22 protein-coding genes are annotated in these 20387 nt (G+C 36.7%); 11 read left to right on the forward strand and 11 right to left on the reverse strand.

Annotated features, from left to right (window positions below; translation table 11 throughout):
• The first annotated feature begins 268 nt into the window (after positions 1-268).
• Complete coding sequence (gene crcB, locus NST02_RS12415; protein WP_095306224.1) at positions 269-646, forward strand: fluoride efflux transporter CrcB; 378 nt, start codon at positions 269-271, stop codon at positions 644-646.
• A complete protein-coding gene (locus NST02_RS12420) occupies positions 646-999 on the forward strand; it encodes a fluoride efflux transporter FluC (RefSeq protein WP_095306223.1) in 354 nt (117 codons plus the stop codon). The genes crcB and NST02_RS12420 overlap by 1 nt, the downstream gene beginning before the upstream one ends.
• Before the next feature lie 28 nt (positions 1000-1027).
• Here NST02_RS12420 and yidC read toward each other — a convergent pair whose 3' ends face one another.
• The 3 genes from yidC to NST02_RS12435 all read right to left on the reverse strand — a co-directional run bounded on the left by yidC (position 1028) and on the right by NST02_RS12435 (position 2846).
• Entirely contained in the window at positions 1028-1801 is a 774-nt protein-coding gene (yidC, locus tag NST02_RS12425; protein WP_095306222.1) for a membrane protein insertase YidC, read from the reverse strand.
• A gap of 21 nt (positions 1802-1822) precedes the next feature.
• A complete protein-coding gene (locus tag NST02_RS12430; protein ID WP_212933313.1) occupies positions 1823-2113 on the reverse strand; it encodes a hypothetical protein in 291 nt (96 codons plus the stop codon).
• Positions 2114-2267: 154 nt separating this feature from the next.
• The gene (locus tag NST02_RS12435) at positions 2268-2846 is read right to left on the reverse strand and encodes a biotin transporter BioY (RefSeq protein WP_095306220.1); all 579 of its coding nucleotides are present in this window, start codon (positions 2844-2846) and stop codon (positions 2268-2270) included.
• Between the two features lie 166 nt (positions 2847-3012).
• On the opposite strand from NST02_RS12435, the gene NST02_RS12440 reads away from it, so the two are divergent.
• From NST02_RS12440 to nadE, 3 genes are all read left to right on the forward strand, one after another.
• On the forward strand, positions 3013-3555 hold the full coding sequence (locus tag NST02_RS12440) for a cysteine hydrolase family protein (protein ID WP_095306219.1): 543 nt from the start codon (positions 3013-3015) through the stop codon (positions 3553-3555).
• 73 nt (positions 3556-3628) lie between these two features.
• The gene (locus NST02_RS12445; protein WP_095306346.1) at positions 3629-5101 is read left to right on the forward strand and encodes a nicotinate phosphoribosyltransferase; all 1473 of its coding nucleotides are present in this window, start codon (positions 3629-3631) and stop codon (positions 5099-5101) included.
• A gap of 89 nt (positions 5102-5190) precedes the next feature.
• On the forward strand, positions 5191-6015 hold the full coding sequence (gene nadE, locus NST02_RS12450) for an ammonia-dependent NAD(+) synthetase (RefSeq protein ID WP_095306218.1): 825 nt from the start codon (positions 5191-5193) through the stop codon (positions 6013-6015).
• 127 nt (positions 6016-6142) lie between these two features.
• Here nadE and pflA read toward each other — a convergent pair whose 3' ends face one another.
• The 4 genes from pflA to NST02_RS12470 all read right to left on the reverse strand — a co-directional run bounded on the left by pflA (position 6143) and on the right by NST02_RS12470 (position 10482).
• Positions 6143-6877, reverse strand: coding sequence for a pyruvate formate-lyase-activating protein (gene pflA / locus NST02_RS12455; RefSeq protein ID WP_095306217.1), 735 nt, complete (start codon positions 6875-6877; stop codon positions 6143-6145).
• Positions 6878-6973: 96 nt separating this feature from the next.
• Entirely contained in the window at positions 6974-9199 is a 2226-nt protein-coding gene (pflB, locus tag NST02_RS12460; RefSeq protein WP_095306345.1) for a formate C-acetyltransferase, read from the reverse strand.
• Between the two features lie 377 nt (positions 9200-9576).
• Complete coding sequence (locus NST02_RS12465; RefSeq protein WP_095306216.1) at positions 9577-10023, reverse strand: hypothetical protein; 447 nt, start codon at positions 10021-10023, stop codon at positions 9577-9579.
• A 216-nt stretch (positions 10024-10239) separates the two neighbouring features.
• The gene (locus NST02_RS12470) at positions 10240-10482 is read right to left on the reverse strand and encodes a YkuS family protein (RefSeq protein ID WP_340949093.1); all 243 of its coding nucleotides are present in this window, start codon (positions 10480-10482) and stop codon (positions 10240-10242) included.
• Between the two features lie 139 nt (positions 10483-10621).
• Here NST02_RS12470 and NST02_RS12475 point away from each other — a divergent pair, with 139 nt between their 5' ends.
• Entirely contained in the window at positions 10622-10759 is a 138-nt protein-coding gene (locus NST02_RS12475; RefSeq protein ID WP_095306214.1) for a YuzL family protein, read from the forward strand.
• Between the two features lie 100 nt (positions 10760-10859).
• On the opposite strand, the gene clpP is transcribed toward NST02_RS12475, so the two are convergent.
• Complete coding sequence (clpP, locus tag NST02_RS12480) at positions 10860-11438, reverse strand: ATP-dependent Clp endopeptidase proteolytic subunit ClpP (protein ID WP_095306213.1); 579 nt, start codon at positions 11436-11438, stop codon at positions 10860-10862.
• 19 nt (positions 11439-11457) lie between these two features.
• Positions 11458-12141 carry a sigma factor-like helix-turn-helix DNA-binding protein gene (locus NST02_RS12485; RefSeq protein WP_340949094.1) on the reverse strand — a complete coding sequence of 228 codons (684 nt, stop codon included), beginning with the start codon at positions 12139-12141 and terminating at the stop codon, positions 11458-11460.
• Between the two features lie 262 nt (positions 12142-12403).
• Here NST02_RS12485 and NST02_RS12490 point away from each other — a divergent pair, with 262 nt between their 5' ends.
• Entirely contained in the window at positions 12404-13036 is a 633-nt protein-coding gene (locus tag NST02_RS12490) for an HAD family hydrolase (protein WP_095306211.1), read from the forward strand.
• Positions 13037-13084: 48 nt separating this feature from the next.
• Here NST02_RS12490 and NST02_RS12495 read toward each other — a convergent pair whose 3' ends face one another.
• Complete coding sequence (locus NST02_RS12495; protein WP_212933317.1) at positions 13085-14704, reverse strand: ABC-F family ATP-binding cassette domain-containing protein; 1620 nt, start codon at positions 14702-14704, stop codon at positions 13085-13087.
• A 660-nt stretch (positions 14705-15364) separates the two neighbouring features.
• On the opposite strand from NST02_RS12495, the gene NST02_RS12500 reads away from it, so the two are divergent.
• The 4 genes from NST02_RS12500 to NST02_RS12515 all read left to right on the forward strand — a co-directional run bounded on the left by NST02_RS12500 (position 15365) and on the right by NST02_RS12515 (position 19554).
• Positions 15365-15514: a hypothetical protein gene (locus NST02_RS12500; protein WP_340949096.1), complete on the forward strand. Its 150-nt coding sequence runs from the start codon at positions 15365-15367 to the stop codon at positions 15512-15514.
• Between the two features lie 247 nt (positions 15515-15761).
• Complete coding sequence (locus NST02_RS12505) at positions 15762-16223, forward strand: hypothetical protein (RefSeq protein WP_095306209.1); 462 nt, start codon at positions 15762-15764, stop codon at positions 16221-16223.
• Positions 16224-16944: 721 nt separating this feature from the next.
• A complete protein-coding gene (locus NST02_RS12510; RefSeq protein ID WP_340949097.1) occupies positions 16945-19320 on the forward strand; it encodes a penicillin acylase family protein in 2376 nt (791 codons plus the stop codon).
• 111 nt (positions 19321-19431) lie between these two features.
• Positions 19432-19554 carry a hypothetical protein gene (locus NST02_RS12515; protein WP_263641566.1) on the forward strand — a complete coding sequence of 41 codons (123 nt, stop codon included), beginning with the start codon at positions 19432-19434 and terminating at the stop codon, positions 19552-19554.
• A gap of 52 nt (positions 19555-19606) precedes the next feature.
• Here the strand turns inward: NST02_RS12515 and NST02_RS12520 are convergent, their stop codons facing one another.
• Positions 19607-20209, reverse strand: coding sequence for an SCO family protein (locus NST02_RS12520; RefSeq protein ID WP_095306207.1), 603 nt, complete (start codon positions 20207-20209; stop codon positions 19607-19609).
• Between the last annotated feature and the right edge of the window lie 178 nt (positions 20210-20387).

A 20387-nucleotide genomic window follows, 5' to 3' on the forward strand; every position in this document is an offset into this window, starting at 1 on the left:
TGGTTTCACATGAAATGAGCACAAAATCAGTAGTATGGTTTTAATAATTTGATTCAATATATAAGAACTACGGGGAAATATGGATTTATACATTGTCTATGAACCAGATGAAGTGAACGCAAGTAGGACTGTTTATGCAGATCTCACAGATGTTGAAATTGAGAAAACAGATTGTCTAGAAGATGTTAAAATATATTATGATAATTTAGAATGAATAATTGCGTTATGGAAATGTGATGTTTTTATTTTCAACATAGAGGTGGATATTTTGAAGGCTTATCTATATGTCGGAATTGGCGGGGCGGTTGGAAGTTTATTGCGATATTTCGTTTCATTCATAACGCTCTATTTTTTTGGAAATGCTTTTCCATACGGTACCGTCGCAGTAAATTTGTTAGGAGCCTTCCTTTTAGGGTGGTTCACATCCCATATACTTTATCAGACGAATCCTTCGTTAGCTACTGGAATTGGAACAGGAATGATTGGTTCTTTTACTACTTTATCGACGTTAAGTGTAGATGTTTTATTTTTATGGGAAAATGATGCAATCATGGCTCTGCTCTTATACGTCACGATTAGTATGATTGGTGGTCTCTTTTTTGCATACGCAGGGTTAAAAATTGGACAAAAGCAGGTGGATTCTTAATGATCGGATGGGGATTTGTTGCTGTTGGTGGCTTCTTCGGTGCGATAAGTAGATTTTGGATTGGAAATGTTGTAAAAAGGCTAAAGCTGACGAAGCTGCCACTAGCAACCTTAATTGTCAATCTAATCGGCTCATTTTTTCTTGGATACTTATTTGCAGGAGTTTCTGAACATATATATTCATTATTTGGTGTTGGTTTTTTGGGGGCCTTTACCACCTTTTCAACAATGAATGTAGAGGCCATTCAATTGTTAAATGGAAAACACATCTTTACAGGAGTTTTTTATTTAGGAATTACGTACCTAATTGGTGTGCTGTTGGCTTTTTATGGCTATTTCCTGGCAATAAATTAAGAGGGTGTCTGAAAGACACCCTCTTAATTTATTGTTGATTTGTGACAGCAATCGATTCCTCTTTTTTATATAAATATTTAGCTATTAATGTTTGAACAATTAGAAAGCTTCCACCAATCGCCCAATAAAGAGGAAGAGCAGCAGGAGCATTTAATGAAACAAAAACGATCATGACAGGTGAAAGTAATCCCATTATTTTCATTTGCTTTTGCTGTTCTTTCGGCATATTTGCTAAGGAAACTTTAAACTGCAAATAGTAAACAATACCAGCAATCGCTGTTAGCCAAATGTCCGGTTGTCCAAGGCTGAACCATAAGAAAGAATGGCTGGCTATTTCAGCAGAACCTCTTATTGCATAATAGAATCCGATCAAAATAGGCATTTGAATCAAGAGCGGCAAGCATCCTATCGATAATGGATTAACATTATGTTTTTTATATAGAGCAAACATTTCCTGCTGAAGCTTTTGCTGTTCAGCCACGTCTTTTGTTTTCTTTAGCTTTGTTTGAATGGCATCAAGCTCTGGTTTCATCGCATCCATTTTTATTTTCATGGACCGCTGTTTTTTTGTTTGTTTAAGCATCATTGGCATAAGGATAAGGCGAATAATCAATGTGATAAAAATAATCGATAAACCGAAATTTCCTCCAAATAAATTGGCCGTAGTATGAATTAAATTTTCAAAAGGCAACACAACAAAAGTGTGAAAGAAACCTACATTATTTCCGTTCTGGGCAGAACAAGCTGATAAAAAAATAACCGTAAACAATAATACAATCAATATTTTTAATTTATATTTCATTCTGTACCTCCAGTATGAGTACTAGTCTGCTATGAATAATGAAATAGCATGACTGTCGTCCTCATCTGGGGCTCCTGTTTTTTTTCTAATATATCTCATAACCCAAATCAAGATATAATGAAAGGATGGATTTGCATTGAAAAAATGGGTGCCAACAGGAAGCAATCCACGTTCATTATCTAGTTGATGGGAAGCGATAAATTGATATTCGATATTCCAGATCCATATTAGATCGAGCAATATAAGGAATAAGCCGGCATACATCGTATAAAGTGCCGAAAGGCTAATAAAATCAAACAAGGATTCTAGCATAAGTTCACCTCGATAATTGGAAGCACCATCTTTCAGTATAAGAGGTGAAAGATGTAAATGCAACTTAACTATTTATACGATTTACTTTAGAAAAGGTTTCATGCTTTATTTTGGTCATGCGTTTATTCCTCTTTAATGTTAATCTGCTCAATCGTTAAAGAGAGCGCTGTATATCCGTTTTTGCTGTAAAAAGCAGTTTCGCTTGAATCAATCGTTTTCTAATAAGAACGCCGAGCCATGAAGCAAGTCCAGCTTTGATCATTCCAACTAACAAAAACGGTATAAAGCCACTGGTAAAAGCAGCAGTCCAAGATAAAGCTGCTGAAATCTTTAACCATATTGTCCCAAAAAATAAGGTGATGAGCATCCCGATTATATTAGCGATAAGTGCATGTTTAAAAGTAAAGCCTAGCTTTTCTAAATATATGCCCATGATAAAAGTGGCAGGAAGAAATCCAACTAAAAATCCCCCTGTCGGTCCGATAAGTTTTGAAATTCCTGCTGAGAACTCAGCAAAAACAGGTACTCCTGCAGAACCAATTACTAAATACAAGAGAACCGATAAAGTTCCATATTTTGAACCTAAAATAGTTGCGGCCAGCCCAATTGCTAATGTTTGTCCAGTAATGGGAACAAGTGGGAGCGGAATGGTTAACTGTGCCATAATTCCAATGATTGCTGCAAAAAGAGCAGTTAAAATCATCGATCTTAATTTGATTTGTTCCTTATTCATCATATGCTCCTTTCAAATGTTAACTTTTTTTTAATTTTGGTTTACATATAGACTATAAGGTTTACAGAAATATTTGTCAATCCAATTATCGTTAGTCAGGAATGATTGTGAAAACTTCTTAAATACGTTAAAATGATTTACAAAACATGATTGGGGAGGGAAAGCTTTGAAAAAAGCGTTAATAAATATCGATTATACTGTTGACTTTGTCACTGGAGCTTTACCTTGTGGAGAGCCCGGCGAGAAAATAGAAGGAGAAATTACAAAAATAACAGAGAATTTTATTAACCAAGGTGAATTGGTTGTTTTTGCTATCGATTTACATAAAAGAGATGACCGTTATCATCCAGAAACGAAGCTATTCCCGCCACATAATATTGAAGGTACAAGTGGTCGTGATTTGTTCGGAAGTTTAGAAAAACTCTATCATGATAACAAAGAGCTTGAAAGTGTTTATTGGATGGATAAGACTAGATATAGCGCCTTTGCGGGAACTGATCTTGAAATTAAATTAAGAGAAAGAGCAATTACAGAACTACATTTAGTTGGTGTTTGTACAGATATTTGTGTTTTGCACACTGCTGTTGATGCATATAATAAAGGTTTTAATATAACTGTCCATGAAAATGCTGTTGCAAGTTTTAATGAGGTAGGACATAGGTGGGCGTTGGAACATATTAAAGGTTGTTTAAATGGTAAAATCGTATAGTTTTAACGATGAATCGATTGCTTCATATATGTCATTTGGCAATCGAATTGGAGAAGAAGGAAGGACAAAGTTTATGAGTAACCACTATCGTGATGATAGCTTAACTTTACATACCGATTTATATCAAATTAATATGGCTGAAACATATTGGGAAGATGGAATTCATAATCGAAAAGCTGTTTTCGAGGTTTACTTCCGCAAGCTTCCATTTGGAAATGGTTATGCTATTTTTGCAGGGCTTGAACGAATTATTGAATATATCCAACAATTTCGCTTTACAGATAGCGATCTTGAATATTTGAAAAATGAGGCCGGTTATGGAGTCGACTTCCTCGAATATTTGAGAACGTTGCGTTTTACTGGGAATATCCGTTCTGTTGTGGAAGGAGAAGTTGTTTTTGGCAATGAACCATTAATTCGCGTTGAAGCCCCTTTGGCAGAAGCTCAACTAATTGAAACAGCGTTGCTAAACATTGTGAATTACCAAACATTGATTGCAACAAAAGCTTCTCGAATCAAACATATTGTTGGTGACGAAATAGCGATGGAATTTGGAACGAGAAGAGCACATGAACTCGATGCTGCTATTTGGGGAACAAGAGCTGCTTTTATCGGTGGTTTTAATTCCACTTCCAATGTTCGTGCCGGAAAAAAGTTTGGTATTCCCGTATCGGGTACGCATGCCCATTCGTTAATTCAAGCTTATAAGGATGAATACACTGCTTTTCATAAGTATGCACGCCGTCATAAGGACTGCGTCTTTCTTGTTGATACATATGACACGTTAAGATCAGGGGTACCAAATGCGATAAAGGTTGCCAAGGAATTAGGCGATAAAATTAACTTTGTCGGAATTCGTTTGGATAGCGGTGACTTAGCATATCTTTCAAAAGAAGCAAGAAGGATGCTTGATGATGCTGGATTCCCAAATGCAAAAATTGTTGCTTCCAATGATTTAGATGAGTACACAATCATGAACTTAAAAGCACAGGATGCGAAAATAAACGTTTGGGGGATCGGAACGAAATTAATTACTGCTTACGATCAGGCTGCTTTAGGTGCTGTTTATAAATTAGCTTCGATAGAAGATGACAATGGTGAGATGCAGGATACAATCAAAATTAGTGGTAATCCAGAAAAAGTGTCAACACCTGGCTTAAAAAGAGTATATCGCATTATCAATAGTATCAATCATAAATCAGAAGGGGATTATATTGCCTTAGAGGACGAAAATCCGCAGGAAGAAGAACCGTTAAAAATGTTCCACCCTGTTCACACTTATGTAAGTAAATTTGTTACCAATTTTGTGGCAAAAGAATTGCATCAGGATATTTTTGCAGGAGGAGAGCTTGTTTATCAGTCTCCGTCTATCTGGGAAATGCAACGCTATGCTGATGAAAATCTTGAACTCCTGTGGGAGGAGTATAAACGAACATTAAATCCCGAAGAATATCCAGTCGATTTAAGTCAAAAATGCTGGGACAATAAAATAAAGAACATTCAAGAAGTCCAAGCGAAGCTGAAAAAGGACGCTTTTTTAAAATAAGGAGCTTTTTATAGAGGACTCGGTCCCATTTAAAATATTGGACGATGTACTAAAAAAAGCATGAATTATGATATAAGGAGGAGAGTCATGTGAGAAAGCTACAGCAGCAAATTATAAAGGAATTATCCGTTCAGTCAATAATAGAGCCAAAAGAGGAAATTACAAAACGAGTTCATTTTCTTAAAGATTATCTAAAGAAAACAAAGGCAAACGGTTTTGTGTTAGGGATAAGTGGTGGACAGGATTCTTCATTAGCTGGTCGCTTGGCACAGCTTGCTGTTGAGCAACTTCGAACTGAAGGATTTGCTGTAAAATTTGTAGCTGTTCGTCTTCCTTACGGTGCGCAAAAGGACGAAGATGATGCACAAAAAGCTTTGAGGTTTATTCAGCCTGATGAATCATATTCATTTAATGTGAAGGATGCGGTTGATGCTGTCAAAGCTGAATATGATAAAAGTGTCGGTGGGCAAGAATTAAGGGATTATCACAAAGGAAATGTGAAAGCACGAATGCGAATGATTGCCCAATACGCGATTGGAGGGCAAGCCAATCTCTTAGTTATCGGCACTGATCATGCGGCGGAGGCTGTTACTGGATTTTTTACAAAATACGGCGATGGTGGGGCCGATTTACTGCCATTATCAGGTTTGACAAAACGTCAGGGAAAAGCACTTTTAAAAGAATTAGGTGCTGATGAGAGTATTTATTTGAAAATCCCAACTGCGGATTTACTTGATCAAACGCCCGGGCAAGCTGATGAAACGGAACTTGGAATCACGTATGATCAATTAGACGATTATTTAGAAGGAAAAGAAGTAGCAGAGGAAGTAGCAGAGAAAATAGAAGAGCGTTATCTTTTAACAGAGCATAAAAGGCAGCTCCCTGCAACAATGTTTGATCATTGGTGGAAATAATTAGCGAACAGCTAAGAATGTAAACCACAAATGGTAGTAATTTGTTTGACAATCCTCAAAAATAGCCTGGACAGAGTATTAGAAATGCCCATTGTCAATTTCTTTTTTGACAATGGGCATATTTGAATTATGATAGCTTTTCGTTCAATATTTTTTGAGCAAAAGCCGTACTTTCCTCACTAGGTGGTTTGATATCCTTTAATGGATACTCCATGCCAAGAGCTTCCCATTTATAGACACCAAGCTGATGATAGGGCAGAACATCGACTTTTTGCACATTTTTTAAAGTGCCGATAAATTCGCTTAATCGTTTTAAGTCATCGATATCATCAGTGATTGTTGGAACAAGAACATGCCGAATCCATACTGGTATATCATGAGCCGATAAATACTTAGCAAACTCAAGAATATGGTCATTTGCCATTCCAGTAAGTTTTTTATGTTTTTTTCTATCGATATGCTTTAAATCCAGCAAAATTAAATCTGTATACTGAAGAAGTTCTTGTAAATTCGTTTGAAACTGTTCTGCATGGGAATAACAGCCGCCAGAAGAATCGATTGTCGTATGAATCCCTAATTTTTTACATTCTTTAAATAATTCGATTAAAAATGGAATTTGTAGAAGAGGTTCCCCGCCAGAAACGGTAATTCCTCCTCCGGATGCTTCAATGAATGGTAAGTAGGATTTTAAATCATCGATGATTTCGGAAACGGACATTTGCTTACCAATTCCTATTTCCCAAGTATCGGCATTATGGCAAAACTGGCAGCGAAGAAGGCATCCTTGTGTGAAAATGACGTAGCGGATCCCTGGCCCATCAACAGTTCCAAAAGTTTCGATTGAATGAATGTTTCCGTTCATGATGATTAATCTCCCTTCAAATTAGGAAAGCACGATTTTTTCGCATGCTAAAAAATTTTTGAAAGAGGAGTTATGAATCAACTCCTCTAATATTACTTACAAAGAACCGTGGAATGTTCTATTAATGACATCTAATTGTTGTTCTCTTGTTAATTTAATAAAGTTTACTGCGTAACCAGACACACGAATGGTTAACTGTGGATATTCCTCAGGATGTTCCATCGCATCTAATAATGTTTCTCTGTTAAAGACGTTGACATTTAAATGATGCCCTTGTTTTACAGCGTACCCATCTAGTATGCTAACAAGGTTGTTGACGCGGTTCTCATCCTCTTTACCTAATGCTTTAGGAACGATGGAGAATGTGTTTGAGATACCGTCCATCGCATAGCTGTATGGTAATTTTGCGACAGATGAAAGGGATGCCAATGTGCCCTTTGTATCACGACCATGCATCGGATTGGCTCCTGGAGCGAATGGCTCGCCAGCGCGACGTCCATCTGGAGTGTTACCAGTCTTTTTACCATAAACGACATTTGATGTAATGGTCAGGATAGACATCGTATGAAGAGAATTACGATAAGTAGGGTGCTTGCGTAATTTCTTCATGAATCTTTCAACAATATTTACGGCAATGCTGTCAACACGGTCATCATTATTTCCGTATTTAGGGAAATCACCATCAATTTCAAAATCCACCGCTAAGCCATTTTCATCGCGAATTACTTTTACTTGAGCGTATTTAATGGCACTTAATGAATCGGCAACAACACTTAATCCGGCAATTCCTGTTGCCATCGTCCGTAAAATTTCTGTGTCATGAAGTGCCATTTCAATGCGTTCATAACTGTACTTGTCATGCATATAATGGATGACGTTAAGAGTATTAATATATAACCCAGCAAGCCATTCCATCGTTTGATCAAATTTTTCCATTACTTCTTCATAATTTAAAATTTCTGAAGTAATTGGGGAAGTGGCAGGTCCAACCTGAACTTTCTGCTTCTCATCTTTGTTGCCGTTGATGGCGTATAGCAGAGCTTTTGCTAAATTGGCACGGGCTCCGAAAAATTGCATTTGCTTTCCGATTTCCATGGCAGATACACAACATGCAATACCGTAATCATCGCCGTACTCCGGACGCATAATATCATCGTTTTCATACTGAATCGCACTTGTTTCAATCGAAACCTTTGAACAGAACTTTTTAAAATTCTCAGGAAGCTGAGTGGACCATAATACAGTTAAATTTGGTTCTGGAGCAGGACCAAGGTTTCTTAATGTGTGCAAGAAGCGGAATGAGTTCTTTGTCACAAGCGGGCGGCCATCCATTGCCATGCCCCCGATGGATTCTGTTACCCATGTAGGATCTCCAGAGAATAATTCATTATAATCAGGTGTGCGGGCAAACTTGACAAGACGTAGCTTCATCACAAAATGATCGACTAATTCTTGTGCCTCTTGTTCAGTTAGAACACCATTTTCTAAATCCTTTTCGATATAGATATCTAAGAATGTAGACACTCGTCCTAAGCTCATCGCTGCACCATTTTGCTCTTTTACAGCTGCTAAATATCCGAAATAGAGCCATTGGAAAGCTTCCGTCGCATTTTGAGCAGGTTTAGAAATGTCAAAACCGTAACTTTTCGCAAGTTCTTTTAATTCTTTTAAGGCGCGATATTGCTCTGATAATTCTTCTCTTTGTCTAATCACGTCCTCACTCATAACAGAAGTCATATTATTAAAATCATTTAACTTCTGCTCCATTAGGAAGTCTACCCCATAAAGGGCAACACGGCGATAGTCACCGATAATACGTCCTCGTCCGTATGCATCAGGTAAACCGGTAATAATTCCTACTTTACGAGCAAGTCTCATTTCAGCAGTATAGGCATCGAAAACACCTTGATTATGGGTTTTTCGATAGTCAGTAAAGATTCTTTCTACTTCCTTATCCATTTCATAACCGTATGATTCGCAAGCTTGGCTAGCCATCCTTACGCCGCCGAATGGCTGTAAAGAGCGTTTGAAGGGTTTATCTGTTTGGAAGCCGACGATTTTTTCTAAGTTTTGATTTAAATATCCTGGTCCATGAGAAGTAATGGTAGATACGATTTTCGTATCCATATCAAGCACGCCGCCGTTTTCACGTTCCTGCTTCGTTAAATCCATTACTTGTTCCCATAATTTAGAAGTCGCTTCTGTTGGTCCTTCCAAAAAACTGTCTTCACCTTCATATGGCGTAAAGTTCCTTAAAATAAAGTCACGTACATTCACTTCTTCTTGCCATCTACCTTTTGCAAATCCTTTCCACTGTTCCATCATAAAAAAACACCTCTGTCATTTTTATTTGTAAATATAACAGTTGATACAATTTAACTATATTTAAAGTATAACAGATTTTATGTGAATATCATCACATGCAAATGATATTTTCGTGAATTTATTGTGAACAAAAGGATTTCATCTATGTTGATATTTTGTGCAAACTGAAAAAATACGAATCTGTACTATAACTTTCTAACGGTTTATAGAAGCTGTTATATAAAAAATAGAGTTCATTACTATTATTGTAACGTTAAAAATACAATATAAGTTAATAAAATATGGAGTTTTAATGAAATCAATTGGAGGGAAGAAGAGGAGGCAATGAAGAGTAGAAGAGGGAGAAGAAATACATTTCCCTCCCATCATAATTTCTAATCAACGACAATATTGGCAATCATTGGACCATTGCTACCCATATCTGGATGGGTTAAACAGACTAGACGGTAGACTCCTTCTTCTTTAAGCTGGAGCTCTACTGTTGTTTCCTCTCCTTTTTTGACAACACCTTTAATATCTGTGCCCTCAATAATAAAAGGATGTTCATGGCCGTTTACACCGTATAACCGAAGCAGGACTTTTTCATCTTTGCCAACATAAATGGTTCCTGGGTCCCATCGGTACGCTTCAATTTCCTTCCCATCTTCTGTTTTTGTTTTAAATTCAGTCGTGACGAGATGTATTTCTCTGAGCTGTTCTCCTTGAGCAGTAGTGGTGACTGTTTCCTTCGAGAAGAGCAGCCAGATAGAGCCTGCAGCGATTGCTACAAAAATGAGTACAAATAATAAGATAGAACGTTTTTTCAATACAATGAATTGCATTGGAGATACCCCCTTTATAAGTTGTCCATTACTACTATATGCATGACGGTAGTGAGAACTTGTCTAAAAACTGATTCGTTTATCTTTAAATTTATGAGAACAGTGATCGGAAAGGGGGAATGCATGTAAAAAGACAAAAAAAAGACGTAGACAAACTCGAAAATCTTTGAATTTGTCTACAGCCAGTGAAGACTATTAATTAGTTATCCGTTTGTATTATTTAAGATTTTTTGCTATTTTTTCACATACTTCATCTGCGGTTAGACCGTTAGCTTCGATAACAGGACCTGGGATAATTGTATCGTTCATGCCCATCACATTTGAATCCATTCCTGTTACAACACAACAGTCGCATCCTCTCGCATCAGACTCCTGACTTAGTTGAACAACATCATAACCTTTTTCACGAAGAGCATCTTGAATATTGGTTAGAGAATCTTCCACGCCAATTTTCGCCATCTTCACACCTCCTCCAATTAGTAGAATGGGTTAGAGCGGAAAAAAATATTCACCCGTCCTTCTCTGATGTCAGGTATAAAAATTTGACGAATAAAAAAATGTTGAACATGAGAAGGTAAACAATGGAGGTGTTATGTATATGACAAAACGGAAAGCAGATCCATCAACCGTTGGTTTAAATTCTAGTCAAGTGGAAGGTCAAGGGACAACAAATACTGAACTCGACGGTAAAAGTGTATCTTCAGCACGTAAAAAAACTAAAAAGCGTCATTCATAAAGATAAAAAAACCATCCGTGATGATGACTGCACCACAAAGGTTAGAAATGTAGCTAACAATTAGCGGTGCAGATCATAACGGGTGGTTTTTATTTTTGCTCTATTTCTGAATTATTTCATCAATAATCCCGTATTCCAGTGCTTCTTTGGCGTTCATAAAATAGTCCCTGTCACTGTCTTTGGCAACCTTTTCTATCGGTTGGCCAGTGCGTTCTGAAATGATCTGATTCACATGTTCTTTTAATTTTAAGATTCTTTTAGCGGAAATCTCGATTTCTGTTGCTTGCCCTTGCGCCCCTCCGAGAGGTTGATGGATCATTACTTCGCTGTTTGGCAAAGCATATCTTTTTCCTTTTGTACCTGCAAGCAGCAATATTGCTCCAAAGGATGCAGCCATTCCAATGCAAATCGTGTTAATATCTGGTTTTATCAACTGCATTGTATCAAAAATGGCAAAACCAGCAGTAGTTGAACCACCAGGGCTGTTAATATAAAGTGAGATATCTTTTTGCGGATTTTCTGATTCAAGAAATAATAGCTGTGCAATCACACTGGTGGCTAATTGATCGTCAATTTGCTGTCCGATCATGATAATGCGGTCTTTTAATAATCGGGAATAGATATCGTAAGATCGTTCTCCTCGATTCGTTTGTTCAATGACGTACGGTATGGTTGTCAAAATATTTTCCTCCCTTAATTTAAGCTGCCATCCTGAAAATATGGAGAGGGGAGTTAGAATGCCTCGTTCTGAATAGAGCTTCCGTTTGAGTGAACATAGGAAGATGTGGAAGGTGTTCGATTAAAACGTGCGGCTCTTCTTCCAATAAAGATTGGCACATTAATTCGATAAGTACGGAGGTATCCTTCTCGCTTAACGAATTCGGGTCATTTTCTGCTGTGTTTCCCTTTTCCAAACGTCTCCTCGCTCTGTATAAAATCGCTTTAATTCCTGTTTCCGTCATGTTTAATAATTCAGCAATTTCTTTGATGCGAAATAAAAACGCTTCATGTAAAAAGAAAATGACCGCCTGCTTCGGTGTTAATTTTTCCAGCAGCTTTTGCACTGTCTCCAAGGTTGCTGAAGGGTCGACTTTTGCTTCACTATGCTGATCGCAGATCCATTCAACCTCGTTTATCTTTTTTCTGCGCATCGTATCGATCCAAAAGTGAAAGGCAATTTTTTTTAGTAAGGATGGATGTAATTGAGAAACTGGATAATTTTGCACAGCTCGCACTAAAGATTCCTGTGCAAGATCATCTCCATCCCATTTGCTTCGTGTTAAAAAGCGGCAGTATGGTTGTAACCCATTATAGAGCTTTCTTAAGGACTCATTCATTTCTTTTTGATTTTCACTCATCACAATACTTCTATTCATTGGCATGCATTTCACTCCTTTAGCACCTCTCATGACTAATAACGAAATAAGGGAAGAAAAAGATATGGGCAGAATTTTTTTTTTTGTAGTTCAGCTTAAAAAGATGTTCAAATCCATTTGACTCAAAAAGAAAGGATGCTTCGCATGTTATTTAAAACTAATGAGATCCTATGCTTTTTAGTATAATGGAAACAATCGATTCAAAACCAGTTCGGAGTTTGTTAAAATGAAAAAGTGTTTTGATGTTATTACAAGGAGGATTTTCTGAATGATTAAGGCGATCATATTTGATTTTGATGGAACTTTAGTAGATACAGAGACGCTGTGGTATAAAATGTATAAAGACGTATTGCTGGAAAAATATGAAGTTCATTTACCATTAGAGGAGTTTGCTAAAGTAATAGGGACAACAGATGAGGCATTATATTCCTATGTTCATTCCCAAACGAAAACTACAATTGATTTTACTGAATTAGAAATGGAGATAAAAAGCAAGATCATGGAACAAAAAGACCAGCTTGTACTTAGAGAGGGGGCTGCCGATTTAATAAAAAAGGCGAAATCAATGAATCTGAAGATCGGAATTGCATCGAGTTCACCGCGAAAATGGATTGAAGATATATTAGAACATGTAAAGATTAGAGATTCCTTCTCTGTTATAAAAACGAAGGATGATGTATCTGAAGTCAAACCAAATCCAGAACTTTATCTTAAAGCGATGGAGGAGCTTGAGGTTCTGCCTCATGAAACACTTGCAATCGAAGATTCTGCGAATGGTAGTATAGCAGCTATTGAAGCTGGCATAAAAACAGTGATCGTCCCAAATGAAGTAACGAAATTTCTTACCTTCGATAAACGGGTCAGTGTTTATCAGCATTTTTCCGATATTCAGTTAAGTTAATCATAAAACGGCTTTGAACCTATACTTGATAGGAGCAAAGCCGTTTTTTTAGTTATACATGGCTGCAATTTGCTTTTGCAATTGTTCATCTTCCAAATATTCATCATATGTCACTTGTTTATCAACCATTCCCCTTGGTGTTAATTCAATAATGCGGTTGGCAATTGTTTGGATAAACTGATGGTCATGGGAAGAGAAGATCATCGAGCCTTTATAGTTAATTAAGCCGTTATTCAAGGCGGTGATGGACTCAAGATCTAAGTGGTTCGTCGGTTCATCTAGAAGTAAAACGTTGGCACCGCTTAACATCATTTTTGAAAGCATACAACGAACTTTTTCCCCTCCAGATAGGACGCTTGCTTTTTTGAGAACTTCTTCCCCAGAGAACAACATTCTTCCTAAAAATCCACGCAAGAAACTTTCACTTTGGTCATTTGGTGAAAATTGGCGCAACCAATCAACTAAAGTGAGATCACTGTTCTCAAAGTATTGTGAATTGTCCTTTGGAAAATAAGCTTGAGAGGTCGTGACTCCCCATTTAAAGCTTCCGCTGTCAGGTTCCATTTCTCCCATTAGTATTTTAAAAAGAGTAGTTTTGGCTAATTCATTTGTTCCAACAAGGGCGATTTTATCATCCTTATTCATGATGAAGCTAATATTATCAAGTACTTTTACACCATCAATTGTTTTCGAAATGCCTTCAACTCTTAATAAATCGTTGCCGATTTCGCGATCCGGTGTAAAACCAACATACGGATATTTGCGGGAAGAAGGTCTAATATCATCTAATTGAATTTTATCAAGCAATTTTTTACGTGATGTCGCTTGTTTCGATTTAGAAGCATTTGCACTAAAGCGAGCAATGAAAGCCTGCAATTCTTTAATTTTCTCTTCTTTTTTCTTATTTTGGTCTTGGGCCATTCGCAGCGCTAATTGGCTTGATTCATACCAGAAGTCATAGTTACCGACATAAATTTGGATCTTTCCAAAGTCTAAATCAGCGATATGAGTACAGACTTTATTCAAAAAATGACGGTCGTGCGATACGACAATAACTGTATTTTCGAAGTTGATGAGGAACTCCTCGAGCCACTGGATGGCTTTAATGTCCAAGTGGTTTGTTGGTTCATCCAAAAGTAACACATCTGGTTTTCCAAACAACGCTTGAGCAAGAAGGACTTTTACCTTCTCAGAACCAGTTAAATCAGCCATCTTTTTTGTATGAAGTTCTTCTTCAATTCCCAGTCCTTTAAGAAGTATTGCTGCTTCTGACTCAGCTTCCCAACCATTTAACTCGGCAAATTCACCTTCTAATTCAGCTGCTTTAATCCCATCCTCGTCTGTGAAATCAGCTTTCATATAAATAGCATCTTTTTCTTGCATGACTTCATAAAGGCGAGTGTGCCCCATAATAACAACTTTTAAAACTTCTTCCTCTTCATATTCAAAGTGATTCTGCTTTAAAACAGCAAGCCTTTCACCAGGGCCTAAATGAACGCTCCCTGTTTGTGCTTCAATTTCACCTGACAATATTTTTAAAAAAGTTGATTTACCTGCACCATTCGCCCCGATAAGGCCATAACAGTTTCCAGGTGTAAACTTGATATTCACATCTTCAAAAAGCTTGCGATCACCATATCGCAAACTTACATCCGTTACAGTTATCATTTACGATCCTCCAAATTAGCATTATAAGCATTTCAACGTTTCTTAGTTTTTAAGATAAGGTTATATTTGACGATGCCATTTTGGCTCATTTTAGCTTAAAAATACGTTGAATTAATAAAAATACAGTTATTTTACTACTGTACCTTGCTGTATTGTACCTTATTTCTAGAGAAAGTTAAAGGGGACAGTTTTTATAGTTTGAGTCAAGCATTTGTGAGCACTTTAAGGTCAAACAGCCGCAATCAACCCAAAAAACCCCGCAATTGAGCAGGACACGAATAAGAAAGGAGAAAGCAATGGTTCACGCTCTTTTTGAATCGTTTCAATCTGTAACGGGTGCTGACGTATAGCCTCGTGACTCATGACCCTATAGCCTAAAAGAGTTTCAAGTGTATTGGCTGCCCTTTTAGTAAGATGGCTTCGTTATGGCCAACTCTAACGTAGCTACTTCTATATAAATGGCCTAAATTCACCAACCCCTTCAAATTCTAGATATAACGTCAAGTAAGAAAACATATCCACCTTTCTCTCTGTCATAATAATCATTTCGATCTAGATGTTCACCAAATAAAGAGGTTAAATCCTGCCCACAATAATTTTTACTCTAATGAGAGCTCATTCAGGTACATATTTTGAATGCTGAAGATGAGGGCAATAATTGTGAAACTCGTTAAAATTTTAGATGTGTTTGAACTAATAGATAATATAGAGCTCTTCATTCATCTTTCAGAAGTTTATAGCGGATACATTTTTTACAATGAAGACTTACAGCTGAGAAAGCAATCAAATCGTACAAAATATAAGGAATAGATAATTAAAAGTTATCAAAGAAACCCTGAAATCAATTTTCCGGCTCTCTTTTTTTATGTCGAGTAAAGGTCTAATCTAGTTTTCCATATTGCTCTCTTAAAATTGGATGAAAGTGTTAAGGACAAGTTTCAACTACAGAAAAAATAAATATTGGTTTTTATGTAAAAAAATGTTGTTTTTTACATAATTTAGGTATAATAGTATTTGTTCGGGCCTGAATAATTGAGAATACATGGGGGAGTAACATTTGAAAACTAAAATATTATCAATTAGTTTAATTAGTATATTATTATTAGTCATGTTTATCCCAGTTATGGCATTTGCAGCTACTTCTTCCAACTATAACTATAACATTATTTATAGAGTAGATGGAAAGGAAAATGGAAATTTTCATAGTTTAAATAAAGGAACAGCTACTATTAAGGGGCATTCATTCTATAATGGTAGCAAAGAAAGTTGGGCATCTGGAAAATTGCCTCCTGGAGAATCTGTGAAGTATTGTCTATACAAAAGTAAATTAGGATTTGATACCAGCTATGGTTGTGTTGATCAATATGTTGACAAAGACGCTAATAAGAACAGAGTGGCAAATATAAGCAAGTCATTTCCAACAAAATTAGATGAAAAATCTGGTAAATATTATTTAGTAGTTACCAAAGATAATAATGGTTGGAAAATGATTGGAGAAGGAAAAATTTCTACTCCATAAAAGATTTTTAAAAGGGAGCCACCTTCTCCTTCTTTAGAGGTGTTTTCATTGCGTATTTATTTTGAAGAACCGATAATTATCTTATGTACCCTGATTGGAATCAGTTTGATCCTTATATTGAGATATAAATATAAAAAGTCTACCATACATTTATTGTTTACTTCTCTGTTTTATATCTATATCTGTATGTTGATAAAATATACTCAATTTCCAATCACATTTCTTCCCGATATAATGAGTAAACAAAGCTTGGAAGACGTGATTAATATTGTTCCATTTATTAATTTTATGAGATCACTTACCAATTACTTATTAAATATTTTAATGACAATTCCATTTGGATTTCTTTTGCCCCTAATAAAGAAATGCAATTTAAAAACAATTTTTCTTTGGAGCTTGATTCTCCCTTCTGTAAATGAATCAGAAGCTACGGTTCTTTGTGTTTCGTGCCATTAAGGTGTATGTGTTTGCCAGTTAGTGTAACATTCTAGGTTGAGACGGTTTGTTATGGGAGTACATCAGCGGCGAAGGAAGCGTAAATAAAAATTTTAAGTTTGAGAAATAGAAGTGTGATATTAAAAGCTTTTGTAGAAAGCATAAGCTCTTTTGTTTCTATTGGAATAATTACTAGAGGATATTCCCTTTTTATCAAGAATATTATTTAAAAGCGCTTTCAAAATGGTGCTTATAGATAAGCGCAGGTTAAAAAAGGGGGAAGAGGATGGAGATCACTTTACAAAATGAGGTTAAAAGGGAAAAACGGCGAAGAAAAATATTAATCTGGTCAGCAGGGATCTTGATTGGAAGCTTATTCATAATAGCGGTTGGACTATACGCTTACATTATTAGAGCACATCCTACCATCGCAGGGGAGATTCAACTATCTGGATTACAAGAAAAAGTAGAAGTCATTCGCGATGAGCATGGGGTACCGCATATTCATGCGAACAATGAGGAGGATTTGTATTTAGCACAAGGTTATACCCAAGCGCAGGACCGCCTATTTCAAATGGATCTAAGTCGTCGTCAAGCATCTGGGCAACTAAGTGAAGTGGTTGGTGAGGCAGCTTTAAATAACGATAAATACTTTCTGACATTAGGCTTAAGACGAGCGGCAGAAGCCTCATATGAACAATATTCAGAAACGGCAAAGCAGGTTCTCGCCAAGTTTGCTGAAGGGGTTAATCTTTATATAGATGAACTGCGTGAGAATGGAAAATGGCCGATCGAATTCAAACTCCTTGGATATGAGCCGGAAGATTGGAGTCCGATCGACTCTTTAACGATTGGTAAATATATGGCATTTGACTTAGGTGGCCATTGGGAAAGTCAAGCGTTTCGTTATTATCTATTGCAAAATTTCTCAGAAGAAAAGGCATTGGATTTATTTCCGACTTATCCTGAAGAGGCACCTTACATTATCGGTAAGGATGAATTAAATATAGAAAATAGTTTTGCTCAAGCAGTCATTCCTCATGAATATAATGGCAGTAATAATTGGGTCGTTAGTGGCACAAAAACGGCATCTGGCAAACCAATACTTGCAGACGATCCTCATTTATCACTATCAACACCGTCGATTTGGTATCAAATGCATCTCGAAGCACCAACAGTCAATGTGAGCGGTGTTATTTTTGCTGGGATTCCGGGAATTATTCTTGGTCATAATGAACAAATTGCATGGGGAGTTACCAATACAGGGCCTGATGTTCAAGATCTATACATTGAAAAAAGAAATCCAGACAACCCGTATGAATTCCTCTATAATGATCAATGGGAAAAAGCAACGGTAATCAAAAACAAAATTTTAGTAAAGGATGAGGACCCTGTAGAATACGATGTGGTGGTCACAAGGCATGGACCGGTTGTGTCGGAATTTGCAGCGGATAGTGGGAAAGAAACGGTCTTATCATTACAATGGACCGCACTTGAACCGTCTTCAGAGCTTGAGGCAGTACTTAATATGAATAAAGCTGGAAGCTGGGAAGAATTTGAAAAAGCGCTCGAAGGATTTCATACACCTGCACAAAATTTCGTCTTCGCTTCTACAGATGGAACGATAGCCTATAAAGCAAATGGAAAAATTCCGATTCGTAAAAAAGGGGATGGTCTGTTGCCTGTCCCCGGATGGACTGATGAATACGGGTGGGTAGGTTATATTCCATATGATGAGCTACCACGCACTGTCAATCCTGAAGATGGGTACATTTCAACGGCTAATAATAAAGTAGTTGGGGATGATTATCCGTATCATATTAGTCATGATTGGGCGCAAGGATATAGGCAAATGAGAATTCAAGAAGTGCTCTCATCAACTGAACAGATCGAGGCTGAGGATATGATGCATTTACAAATGGATCAACTGAACATTCAAGCGAGGGAGTTTGTCCCTCCATTTATCGATTTGTTAAAAACATCGAGTAATAACAAGGTATCCCAAGCTCTATCAATATTAAAAGAATGGGATTATATCGATTCTCCAGAGCAAGCAGCACCACTCCTATTTAATTTATGGATGGACGAAATCGCAAAAGTTCTATTTGAAAAGGAAATTCCTCAAGAAACACTTGATTTATTTAGGGGGAAACGTCAGGCAGTGGATCAACTCCTGCGAAGAGCTATTGAGGGTAAGCCTGGTCCATGGATGGAAGAGCATAAGGGAATCGTTAACGTATTGGAAAAGTCTTTACTTCGAGTTATAGCGAATTTAGAGGAACAGCAAGGAAAGAATATGGAAAAATGGCAGTGGGGCGATTACCATCAAATCTATTTTCCCCATCCATTGTCAACTGTTAAGCCATTAAATCTTTTGTTTAATCAAAAAGGAACAATTTCAGTTGGTGGAAGCGCTGTTACTGTTCAGGCAGCAGCGTTCAGGGAGGATGGTACTGTTAATCACGGGGGGTCTTGGAGATTTGTAATCGATATGAATAAGCAGACGACTGGTTACCATCTCGTTGGACCTGGACAATCAGGACATGTATTTCATAAATGGTATCAGAATCAATTAAAGAACTGGGTTACTGGAGACTATCACGAAACAAAATTGCACAATAATGAAGGGGAAACTTTAAAGTTAAAACCAAAGGCTCATTGAATCCATTTTAAAAGCTCCAAAAAAACGAATTAATATTTCAATTTTTTCATAGTTTATTCATATTTATTCGTTACAATAGAAATAATTAAGAACGTAAAAGGAGATTTTATCATGGATAAAAAGAAGCTAGTAGACCTTGTCGATCGTTTAAAAAAGTCCGGAATAAAAGCTAGCATTACAAAACCAAGAAAGACGCTACTTATGCTTCAACAGCAAACGGCTCCAAGCAACTGAATGAATGAGATAAAAAGGAAGCGGTGTTTATGACCGCTTCCTTTTTAATGCTTTATTTTACTTTTTGCATGATTTTTTTAAATATATCTTCTCTATTAAATTCTTCTCCCATTGGATACTTCTTGATGTAACGATTATTCTCGTCTAAAAGGTAGACAAAGGTAGAATGAATAAAAAAACCATCTCCAGGGTCCCGATATTGAAATTGAAATGTACTTGCTAATTCTTCAATTTCCTTGAGGTCTTTTTTAATATTATTTTGATCTCCTGTTAGGAAAATCCAATTGCCATCATCTTCTACATCAAAATTATACATATACTGCTGCAGAACTTCAGGAGTGTCTTTGTACGGATCAATCGTGATTGTCATGAATTGGACCTTTTCACCAAATACACCAGCATCCTGCAAATCTTTTTTTAACATATTCATTTTAAGGGTTGTAGTAGGACAAATATCAGGGCAGTTTGTATACATAAATTCTACTAATTTTAGCTTTTTTTCGGACTCTGAAAATTTGTATACCTCATTGTTCGCCGTGATTAAATCAATATTCTCAGGTATTTTCGCCATACTGTCACGAATCAGGAAAAAAGATATCCCAGCCGTGATGGCAAGAGCTACGATTACACCGCATAAAATATATATTTTCTTCATTTTGTAACCTCCCATATTAAAGATAAGAAAATAATAAGGAAAATACTATGGATATATTGTGAACTTCTATTTTTCTTGTTCTTACAATCTTGTTTTATATGACAATGTGGATCATGCGGAGATGTTTTTACAGTAAGAATATTAATTCCATTTTCAGTAAATAATTTCAGCCAAAATA

Origin of the sequence: Robertmurraya sp. FSL W8-0741 (genome assembly GCF_038004005.1) — a bacterium.
Classification (GTDB): Bacteria; Bacillota; Bacilli; order Bacillales; family Cytobacillaceae; genus Robertmurraya; species Robertmurraya siralis.

Bases quoted from the DNA above. Each gene is read 5' to 3' on its own strand.
- pflA (WP_095306217.1), bottom strand. From the start codon at position 6,877: ATGAACGGAAACATTCATTCAATCGAAACTTTTGGAACTGTTGATGGG.
- NST02_RS12470 (WP_340949093.1), bottom strand. From the start codon at position 10,482: ATGGCGAAAATTGGCGTGGAAGATTCTCTAACCAATATTCAAGATGCT.
- yidC (WP_095306222.1), bottom strand. From the start codon at position 1,801: ATGAAATATAAATTAAAAATATTGATTGTATTATTGTTTACGGTTATT.
- NST02_RS12445 (WP_095306346.1), top strand. From the start codon at position 3,629: ATGAGTAACCACTATCGTGATGATAGCTTAACTTTACATACCGATTTA.
- NST02_RS12435 (WP_095306220.1), bottom strand. From the start codon at position 2,846: ATGAATAAGGAACAAATCAAATTAAGATCGATGATTTTAACTGCTCTT.
- NST02_RS12485 (WP_340949094.1), bottom strand. From the start codon at position 12,141: ATGCCAATGAATAGAAGTATTGTGATGAGTGAAAATCAAAAAGAAATG.
- NST02_RS12420 (WP_095306223.1), top strand. From the start codon at position 646: ATGATCGGATGGGGATTTGTTGCTGTTGGTGGCTTCTTCGGTGCGATA.
- NST02_RS12515 (WP_263641566.1), top strand. From the start codon at position 19,432: ATGGATAAAAAGAAGCTAGTAGACCTTGTCGATCGTTTAAAAAAGTCC.
- NST02_RS12490 (WP_095306211.1), top strand. From the start codon at position 12,404: ATGATTAAGGCGATCATATTTGATTTTGATGGAACTTTAGTAGATACA.
- NST02_RS12520 (WP_095306207.1), bottom strand. From the start codon at position 20,209: ATGAAGAAAATATATATTTTATGCGGTGTAATCGTAGCTCTTGCCATC.
- NST02_RS12430 (WP_212933313.1), bottom strand. From the start codon at position 2,113: ATGCTAGAATCCTTGTTTGATTTTATTAGCCTTTCGGCACTTTATACG.
- NST02_RS12495 (WP_212933317.1), bottom strand. From the start codon at position 14,704: ATGATAACTGTAACGGATGTAAGTTTGCGATATGGTGATCGCAAGCTT.
- NST02_RS12465 (WP_095306216.1), bottom strand. From the start codon at position 10,023: ATGCAATTCATTGTATTGAAAAAACGTTCTATCTTATTATTTGTACTC.
- NST02_RS12475 (WP_095306214.1), top strand. From the start codon at position 10,622: ATGACAAAACGGAAAGCAGATCCATCAACCGTTGGTTTAAATTCTAGT.
- pflB (WP_095306345.1), bottom strand. From the start codon at position 9,199: ATGGAACAGTGGAAAGGATTTGCAAAAGGTAGATGGCAAGAAGAAGTG.
- NST02_RS12510 (WP_340949097.1), top strand. From the start codon at position 16,945: ATGGAGATCACTTTACAAAATGAGGTTAAAAGGGAAAAACGGCGAAGA.